The 7897-nt window shown below is 65.4% G+C and carries 9 protein-coding genes; 4 read left to right on the top strand and 5 right to left on the bottom strand.

Going from position 1 to position 7897, the window contains the following annotated elements; all coding sequences use genetic code 11:
* Nucleotides 1–198 precede the first annotated feature (198 nt).
* Nucleotides 199–456, bottom strand: a complete 258-nt coding sequence (locus AC6LJ2_RS29715; protein ID WP_263914933.1) for a hypothetical protein — start codon at nt 454–456, stop codon at nt 199–201.
* Nucleotides 457–655: 199 nt separating this feature from the next.
* On the opposite strand from AC6LJ2_RS29715, the gene AC6LJ2_RS29710 reads away from it, so the two are divergent.
* Both AC6LJ2_RS29710 and AC6LJ2_RS29705 read left to right on the top strand, forming a co-directional pair.
* Nucleotides 656–1417 carry a S24 family peptidase gene (locus tag AC6LJ2_RS29710; protein ID WP_263914932.1) on the top strand — a complete coding sequence of 254 codons (762 nt, stop codon included), beginning with the start codon at nt 656–658 and terminating at the stop codon, nt 1415–1417.
* Nucleotides 1418–1422: 5 nt separating this feature from the next.
* Nucleotides 1423–3237 carry a DUF4153 domain-containing protein gene (locus AC6LJ2_RS29705; RefSeq protein WP_263914931.1) on the top strand — a complete coding sequence of 605 codons (1815 nt, stop codon included), beginning with the start codon at nt 1423–1425 and terminating at the stop codon, nt 3235–3237.
* Between the two features lie 74 nt (nt 3238–3311).
* On the opposite strand, the gene AC6LJ2_RS29700 is transcribed toward AC6LJ2_RS29705, so the two are convergent.
* The 4 genes from AC6LJ2_RS29700 to AC6LJ2_RS29685 all read right to left on the bottom strand — a co-directional run bounded on the left by AC6LJ2_RS29700 (nt 3312) and on the right by AC6LJ2_RS29685 (nt 6284).
* Nucleotides 3312–3536 carry a hypothetical protein gene (locus AC6LJ2_RS29700; RefSeq protein WP_263914930.1) on the bottom strand — a complete coding sequence of 75 codons (225 nt, stop codon included), beginning with the start codon at nt 3534–3536 and terminating at the stop codon, nt 3312–3314.
* Nucleotides 3537–3699: 163 nt separating this feature from the next.
* The gene (locus AC6LJ2_RS29695) at nt 3700–4818 is read right to left on the bottom strand and encodes an AI-2E family transporter (protein WP_263914929.1); all 1119 of its coding nucleotides are present in this window, start codon (nt 4816–4818) and stop codon (nt 3700–3702) included.
* Between the two features lie 101 nt (nt 4819–4919).
* Complete coding sequence (locus AC6LJ2_RS29690; RefSeq protein WP_498152737.1) at nt 4920–5624, bottom strand: DUF3053 family protein; 705 nt, start codon at nt 5622–5624, stop codon at nt 4920–4922.
* 144 nt (nt 5625–5768) lie between these two features.
* Nucleotides 5769–6284, bottom strand: a complete 516-nt coding sequence (locus tag AC6LJ2_RS29685) for a GNAT family N-acetyltransferase (RefSeq protein ID WP_498152736.1) — start codon at nt 6282–6284, stop codon at nt 5769–5771.
* 110 nt (nt 6285–6394) lie between these two features.
* Between AC6LJ2_RS29685 and AC6LJ2_RS29680 the strand changes: the two genes are divergently transcribed.
* Both AC6LJ2_RS29680 and AC6LJ2_RS29675 read left to right on the top strand, forming a co-directional pair.
* Nucleotides 6395–6754, top strand: coding sequence for a hypothetical protein (locus AC6LJ2_RS29680; protein ID WP_263914926.1), 360 nt, complete (start codon nt 6395–6397; stop codon nt 6752–6754).
* 731 nt (nt 6755–7485) lie between these two features.
* Nucleotides 7486–7767, top strand: a complete 282-nt coding sequence (locus AC6LJ2_RS29675; RefSeq protein WP_263914925.1) for a hypothetical protein — start codon at nt 7486–7488, stop codon at nt 7765–7767.
* The last annotated feature ends 130 nt before the right edge of the window (nt 7768–7897 follow it).

Genomic DNA, 7897 nt, shown 5'->3' with positions numbered 1-7897 from the left:
CGTTCTCGGCGAGAACGCGGGGCGCGCAAATGAAAAAGGCCCGCCGATGGCGAGCCTGGTCAGGGAGACTGCAAAGAGCACTTGCCGACGTGTTGGCCGGACGTACGTACCCTCTCATAAATAAGGCCCGCACTGGGCGGGCCTTGTTTGGGGCCGTCGGCGCAAAGCGCGACGGCATGAACGAATTGTGCAGCAAGGTCAGGCGTGGGCGCAATCCTCCGCGTGTCGCACTTCGCTCCAGACATAGGCAAGCGAGTTGCGGGCGTGTTCGATGCGCGCCACCTGCCCCCCGTCGTGCAGGGTTTCCAGCACACGCAATATCGCCTGGCGCATTGCATTGCGTTCGCGGCGCGACAGTTCACGCGCACCGGACGCCCCGCGCACCAGTTCGGCCATGCGCCATGGGCGGCCGGGGTGGGCGGACATCGTTTCCAGGACTTCCTTGGCGTATTTCATCGGGACGCCCCCCGTTCAAAACCAAATGCCATGCCTCGTCATCCTTGTTCCAGGTTTATGCCGGTTGTGGTCCTCCTGCGTCGGCTTGCGGCCAGCCCGACTGTCGTGGAGTTGCAATTCATGGTAGCGAGTCGCTACCATGAAGTCAACAGCGAATCGCTACTGTACTTTCGGGTAGCGGATTGCTACTATCGCTACCATGGACATCCGATCGATCCGACTGAACAACCTCAAGTACGCCGTGCACGAGGCCGGGGGCGTAGACCGCCTGGCCGAACGCGCCGGCGTCAGTCGCAAATACCTCGACCAGATCCTTCAAGGATTCCAAGGCAAGCGGGACAAGAACCCGCGCAAGGTCGGCGACGCCCTGGCCGCCAAGCTCTCCATGGGCCTGGGCCAGTCCGCACACTGGATGGATCTTCCCCACCCCGACCTCTGGCGCGAAATCTCTCCCGATGCCATGCCGGACGAGCCGTCAGGCCGGCTCGTTTCTTTCGACCATGCACGGCTGGGCAGACCGAACCTCGACAACGTCCTCATCGCCCAGTTCGATACCGGAGGCGCAATGGGTAATGGCCTGGAACTGCGCGATCAGCCAGGCGTCATTCAAAGCTGGAACGTCAGCCCTGAATGGCTGCAAAAGAATGTCCGGGGCTTTTCCGCCTCGAAGAACCTGTGCATCGTCACCGGTTTCGGCGACTCCATGCGCCCCATGTTCAACCCGGGCGACCCCCTGATCGTCGACCGGGGCGTGCAGGCCGTCGAATACGACGCCATCTATTTCTTCCGCGTCGGCAGCGAAGGCTTCATCAAGCGGCTGCAGCGCATTCCCACCGCCACCGGCCTGGTGGTCCGGGCGAAATCCGAAAACACCAAGTACGACGCCTGGGACATCACCGAAGGCATGGATTTCGAGGTCTTCGGCCGCGTGCTGAAGGTCTGGCGCAGCGAGGACTTCTGACCCCCATGCCCCAACTCTCCCGCCTGTCGCCCGCCGAAAGAACCATCCTGCTCTACGGCGTGCTCGGCGCGCTGGGTGCGCTGGCGCTGCATGCGGCGCTGAAACACCACGTTTGGCCGTGGCGCAGCACCTACGCCACGATGTTTGCCATTCAATTCGCGTGGCTGGTGCCGCTGGCCGGCGCCCTGCTGGCCGGCATGCCTTCGGCCAGGCGTTGGCTGGCGGCCCTGCTCGCCTTCGGCGTGGTTCTGCCCGCACTGCATGCCTATAGCCTGACGACGCTGCTGGGCCCATTGCCGGTCGACGGCGACAGCACCGGCCTGCGTGCCGTGGCCACCTTGGTCACAGCGAGCAGCGCCTTCCTGCTGCTGCCGCTGGTGCAGGCGCTGGACCCGACCGCCCCCCATTGGAACTACCCGGCGGTCTTTCGCGCGGCGTGGCGCAACACGGTGACGCTGGCGCTGGCCGGCGGCTTGGCGCTGGCGGTGTCGTTGCTGTTCTGGGCGACGGGCCAGATGTTCCGCATGATCGGCATCATCATGGTCGACGACCTTGTCCAGTCCATCTGGTTCACCCTGACCGTGATGCCGCTGGTGCTGGCCCTGTGCCTGGCGGCCGTGCGCCGCCGCCCGCAGTTGGCGGATACCCTGCAACGCTCATGGCTCACGCTCACGGCGTGGTTGTTGCCGCTGGTGGCGCTGATCGGCATCGCCTTCGTGCTGGCGCTGGCTGCCCGCCTGACGCTGGATCTGCAGGCCGGGGCCCTGTCCGCCGGTGCGCTGATCGCCTTCAGTGCCCTGTGGATCAAGCTGATCAATTCGGCCTGGCAAGACAGCCCCGATGCGCCCCCCTTCGGGCCTCGGTTGCGGGCGGTGTTGCGAGTGGCGGCGATCGGCCTGCTGCCGTTGGCGCTGGTCGCCCTGTACGGCTTGGCGGTGCGGGTGCAGCAATACGGCTGGACCACGCCCCGCGTGTGGGGCATCTATCTGGCGGCCTTGCTGGTCGTCTACGCGGCAGGCTATGCCCTGGCGGCCTGGGCGCCCCGACGATTTCACGCCATCTTGGGCGCGACCAACATTGCGGCCGCGCTTTGCGCCCTGGCCATGTTGGCGGCGGTCCAGACGCCGCTGCTCAGCCCCGACCGGCTCACCGTCGACAGCCAGATCCAACGCCTGGTCGACGGCCGGGTGCCACCGGGTGATTTCCGCTATTTGTCCATGGCACGCGACCACGGCGACTACGGCCGCCATGCCTTGCAGCGCCTGGCCGACGGCGCCGCCCAGGCGCAAAGCCCCGAGATCGCCATCGCCGCCGAGCTGGCCCTGAAAGGCAACTATTACGACTGGGGTGACCCGCGACGCACGGGCTCAAGAATCGCCAAGTCTCCCGCCATGCCCACCTTCAATGTGTACCCCGCAGGCAGTGCGGTGCCCGAGGGCTGGTGGGCCGCCGCCACACTTTCCGCCCCGTTCCAAACCAGCAACTGCATCAGCGCCGACCAGGCCGCCTCGAAAGACGCCGCCGCGGCACACCGGCGTTGCTGGCTGATCCACGCCGACGTCACGGGTGCGGGCGCCAACGACCTGGTGCTGTATGTGCCGCCGCGCACGTTCACCGAGGCGGACGGCTACGAAGAATTCATCACCTACACACAAGACCCGGACGGCACGTGGCGCAGGGTTGGCGCCCAGTCACAGCGCTGGACCGAAGACCGCCAGCCCAACGATATCGGCAATGCGCTGGCACAGGGCCAGGTCAGTACCCAGCCCCGCACGGATCGCGACCTGATTGTCGGCGGGCGGCGCTTGCCGTTGCACTGAAGATTGACCATGGGCACCTGCCGCAGCGCCAGCGCCTGCGGCCGCCCAGCGCCATCAACGCCTGGGACCGGTCCTCAGGGCTTGTCTTGCAGGTCCGGCGTGCCCGTGAACTGGCTCTTGAGCAGCGTCAGCGCGCCCTTTTCCGCCAGCGCTTCGTTCGGAAAGACATTCTTGGTGTCTTCCAACACAGGAAAACCAAAGACCCGCACGCGGGCGTGATAGCCCTCGGGGGTTTCGGCGAATTCGATATCGAAGTTGCGTTCTTCGATCCAGCCCGATTTGTGCAGCTTCCAATCCATGTCCGACGCGCTCCAGGTAAGCGAGGCCGGCATCGGCAAGTGCCGCAGAGGCCGGCATCGAGGTTGACATACCGATCAGGCCGGCCCCGCGGGCCGGCTCTGCATTACACCTTACACCCGGCAGGCTGACGGCGGATTGACGACAGGCAATCCGCGCGATCGGCTACCGGGTCTTGGCGGGTCCTGCCTCGTCGGCAGGCAATGGGGGCCGCGGCTCGACAGGCTCGATGACCGCTTCGTCGGGCGGCGAGAACAAGTCCCAGCTGGCCATGAACAGCGCCGCGATCAGAGGGCCGATCACGAAGCCGTTCAGACCGAACAACGCCATGCCGCCCAAGGTCGAGATCAGCACCACGTAGTCGGGCATCTTGGTGTCCTTGCCCACCAGGATGGGACGCAGCACGTTGTCGACCATGCCGATCACCAGCACCCCGAACGCGATCAGGACCACGCCCTTGACGGTGGCGCCGGTCAGCAGGAAGTAGATCGCCACGGGCGCCCAGATCAGGCCGGCGCCCACCGCGGGCAACAGCGACAGAAAGCCCATGATGACGCCCCACAGCAGCGCCCCCTGAATGCCCAGGATGGAAAAGATGATGCCACCCAGCAGGCCCTGGGACGCCGCCACCGCGATGTTGCCCTTGACCGTGGCGCGCACCACGGTGGTGAACTTGCGGAACAGATGCTGCTTGTGCGCGTGGCTCAAGGGCATGGCGCGCTTGATGCGCTGACCCAGTTGCGGACCATCGCGCAGCAGGAAGAACAGCAGGTACAGCATGATGCCGAAGCTGATCACGAACTGGAACGTATCCTGGCCGATGCTCAAGGCCTGCGTGGCCAGGAACTGGCTGGCCTGCATCGCCCCGGCGCTGAGTTTTTCCTGCAGGCTGGGAATGTCGGCCAGGTCAAAACGCGCCAGCAGATCATGCACGGAAGGCGGCAGCGCAGCCATGGCCTGCTGGAAATAGGCGCCGAAATTCAACTGTCCGGACTTGATCCCCTGGTAGAGGTTGGCGCCTTCGTTCACCAGCGATCCGCTGATGACGACCAGCGGCAGGATCACCAGGAACAGCACCAGCAGCAACGTGATCAGGGCGGCCAGGTTGCGACGTCCGCCGATGCGGGCCACCAGGCGGCGTTGCAGCGGCGCGAACAGGATGGCCAGGATGGCGCCCCAGAACACCGCGCCATAGAACGGCCAGAGCAGCCAGCCGAACGCGATGGAAACGACCGCCAGCAAAAGCAGGAAGGTTCTGTAGTGCAAACTGGAAGATTGACTCATGTTCCGTCCAAGGCGCGGCATGCGCCGCGAGACCCGCATTGTACAAAGGCCCGCCCTAGCCAGCCCGCGCGCCACCCGGATTCACGGACCGTAACCTGCGCTCAGGAATTGCCGCCCGCGGCGCGCTGAATGGTGGCACGCGCCTGCTCCAAGGCGACGGAACGCGCATTCAGGGCCAGCAAGCGCTGGTTCAACGCCTGCTGCAGGGACGGGGTGGCAACCTTGGCCTGGTCGTCGTCGAGCGTGATGTCCGCGGCGTTGGCGGCAACGAAATCGGCAATGCCCAAGGCATCGCGCGCCACGGCATCCATGATGCCGGCGGCCTGCATCAGTTCGGCGGCAGGCGCAGTGACCGCCTCGTCGTAGACTCCGTCATAGACAGGCGCCAGATCCGGCGGCAGGGCCAGGCCGCTGCGGGCCCGGTCCGCCTTGGCGCGGGCCGCTTGCAGGTCGCCGGCACTGTCGGCCAGCGTCTTGCGGGCCGCCTCGAAAGCTTGCCGCCGTTGCAGGATGTCGCCCACCGAGCGGAGGGTCTCTGCCGCCAGCACCTGGCGCAGCGGCGCGGCCGCCTTGGCCATGGAGGCCTGGAAACTGGTAATCACCGCATAGGCGTCGTCGTAGCCGCCCACGGCATCTTTTTCGGTGTCGCTCAGCGCGCCGATGGGCACCAGGGTGCCCGCATCGATACGGCTTTGCAGCAGTTGGATGAAGGCTGCGCGTTGCTCGGGCTCGCGGTTGCCACACGCCGCCAACGCCAGTATCGACGCCGCCGCCATGCCCGCCAGGCACATCCGCAACAATGCCATGCCTATCCTCCTTGCGTAACACATGGGCCGGGGGCGCAAGCCCGGCCCCTCGGGCAGATTATCCCGAAGCGCTCGTCTCGCGCCGCGCTCGGGCGGAATTTGTTGCCATCGAATCGAGTTGACACAGGGGCGGGTTTCCTCGCGTCAATGCGCCGACACGGACAAACGCATCGCGCAGCGCCGTGCCGGATCGAACCCCGCATCGGCCTCATGGCGCAACTGCGCGCGCAATGACGGCCCCTGCTGTTCGACGGGCACCTCGACAAAGCCGGCGCGGCGATAGAACGGGCCATTCCAGGGCAGCTCACGGTCGGTCGTCAGCACTACGCCGTGGAAGGTGCATGCCGCCGCTGCGTGGTCGATCACCGCCTGCAGCAGCGTCCGACCCAGGCCGCGGCCCTGATGGGGCAGCGCGACCGACATTTCAGCCAGGAACAGGTCGGCGTCCAGCGGCCGGGCCAGCGCGAAACCCGCGGGCCGGCCCGTCTCGTCCAGTGCCACCCAGAGCAGGCCGTCGGCCATGGCCTGCGCCAGCACCGCGGGAGGCAACGGGTCGCCCGCACTGGCCCAGGCCATGGGCGTGCCCAGGAACCGGCCGGCGGCGGAACGTTCGATATCGGGCAAGACACCCAGGTCCGAGGATATGGCAAGTCTGATCATGGGGCGACAAGTATGCCTGACGCGGCGGACCTGCATGCCCCATCGCCTAAAATGGCGGCCTGCCGGCCAGCGCCGCTCGGCCGCCCGTCACTTTTTGCCGTTGCACTGACATGACCCAAGACACTTCCCCCACCAGCTGGGGCTTTGCGCATCCCGATTGCCACGGCGCCGCCGCGCTGCTGTTCTTCATGAACGACCTGGCGCGCGTCGCCAATCAGTACCTGGGGCCGGACAAGCTGGGCCAGGAAGCCCTGGCCGACGCACAAAAGGCCGTGGATGCCCTGCTCAATCGCTACGTGCAGATCCAGGCGGCCCCCGACGCCTTTGACGGCGAGCGCGTCGAGCTGGCGCTGGAAACCGAAACCCGCCCCGACGGCTCGACGGCCGCCCAGGTGGCCCTGCGCATGTCGCCGCGCCTGGAAGGCCTGATCATCGAAGCGCAACGCCAGGCGCGCCCTGCCACGCATTGATCCCGGACCGGCCAAGGGGAAAAGAGGGGCTATGGGGATACCGGCAGCCCCCCCTGCCCCTGCCCCCGCAAAAAAGCCTTGCAAAGTCGCAACGTCCGCGCTATAGTCGTTAGTTGAGTCGACCAAAACACCTATAAAACGTTGATTCGACTCGACCAGCCAGGGCAAATAAAAGCAACCCAGCAACCCCTGGCCCCCCTTGAGGACGTACCCGAAAACCTGGGGCGCACTCAAAACATTGGCTTACCCAGGCTCTGCGACAGATAACCCTGAAAGCGCAGACCTGCAAGCCAATAGACAGCAAGCCAAATACAAACCGCAGCACAGCAAACTGCTGCGACGACATGGCACTCGGCAAGCCTGACCGCATGCCAAATCGCGTTGTAAAGATTGCGCCGCCCAGTCCGGCAAGATTGCACAGCAGTTCGAATCACCCTATTTCGTGGCCGCATCCCAAAGCAGCCGCACGCCAGAACCCGGCCCGCCATCCATTCAGCCCGCCAACGTTCTGGCAGCGAGCCCCAGGCCGATGCCTGGAGCCGCAACCCGCAGCCAACCCGCGCGCACGCAAAACCATGAGAATGCGCAAAGGATCGGCAGCGGTTATGCGTTAGTGTCATGCATGACTCGGCACGCGGACAGTACGCGACGTGTTACAGCACTCTCGTCCGGTCTACGCGGCATGCGCTGCGCAGCATTTCCCATAACAAGAACTTGAAAGAGAACACACCATGAATACTCGTTTCACTACCTCGGACCTGATCCGACGCCCGGCTCATACCAAGCTGGACCACATGCCGATCCATATCGGCGACATCGTTTACCTGCAACCGGCGAACGGCCCGGCCATCCGCGCCACCGTGATCTTCAACGCGCCGATCGATGGCACGACCACGTACACCACGGAAGTCGTGCCTTGCGGAGCGCCTGCGCAAAAGGCCCCCGGCCAGCGCATTCGCTTTCGCCACGAGCACGTGCATCGCATCGAACCGGTGCGCCGCGCCGCACGTTGATCAGGTTACCGGCTAACGGGCACGCCCCCTCCGCCCTGTCCGACCCCCGGCCTTTATACACATCTGACCCTCCCGCCGGAACGGACTCTGTGTATAATATCGGTGGTGGCGAAGATTCATATCAACAAAA

Source organism: Achromobacter sp. 1014246743, from assembly GCF_059760725.1.
The sequence above is the reverse complement of the archived record's forward strand: the minus strand, read 5'-3'. Positions and strand labels throughout refer to the sequence as shown.

What these genes read in the sequence shown, in the direction of transcription:
- AC6LJ2_RS29715 (WP_263914933.1), bottom strand. Translation starts at nt 456, where the DNA reads ATGAAATACGCCAAGGAAGTCCTGGAAACGATGTCCGCCCACCCCGGC.
- AC6LJ2_RS29710 (WP_263914932.1), top strand. Translation starts at nt 656, where the DNA reads ATGGACATCCGATCGATCCGACTGAACAACCTCAAGTACGCCGTGCAC.
- AC6LJ2_RS29705 (WP_263914931.1), top strand. Translation starts at nt 1,423, where the DNA reads ATGCCCCAACTCTCCCGCCTGTCGCCCGCCGAAAGAACCATCCTGCTC.
- AC6LJ2_RS29700 (WP_263914930.1), bottom strand. Translation starts at nt 3,536, where the DNA reads ATGGATTGGAAGCTGCACAAATCGGGCTGGATCGAAGAACGCAACTTC.
- AC6LJ2_RS29695 (WP_263914929.1), bottom strand. Translation starts at nt 4,818, where the DNA reads ATGAGTCAATCTTCCAGTTTGCACTACAGAACCTTCCTGCTTTTGCTG.
- AC6LJ2_RS29690 (WP_498152737.1), bottom strand. Translation starts at nt 5,624, where the DNA reads ATGGCATTGTTGCGGATGTGCCTGGCGGGCATGGCGGCGGCGTCGATA.
- AC6LJ2_RS29685 (WP_498152736.1), bottom strand. Translation starts at nt 6,284, where the DNA reads ATGATCAGACTTGCCATATCCTCGGACCTGGGTGTCTTGCCCGATATC.
- AC6LJ2_RS29680 (WP_263914926.1), top strand. Translation starts at nt 6,395, where the DNA reads ATGACCCAAGACACTTCCCCCACCAGCTGGGGCTTTGCGCATCCCGAT.
- AC6LJ2_RS29675 (WP_263914925.1), top strand. Translation starts at nt 7,486, where the DNA reads ATGAATACTCGTTTCACTACCTCGGACCTGATCCGACGCCCGGCTCAT.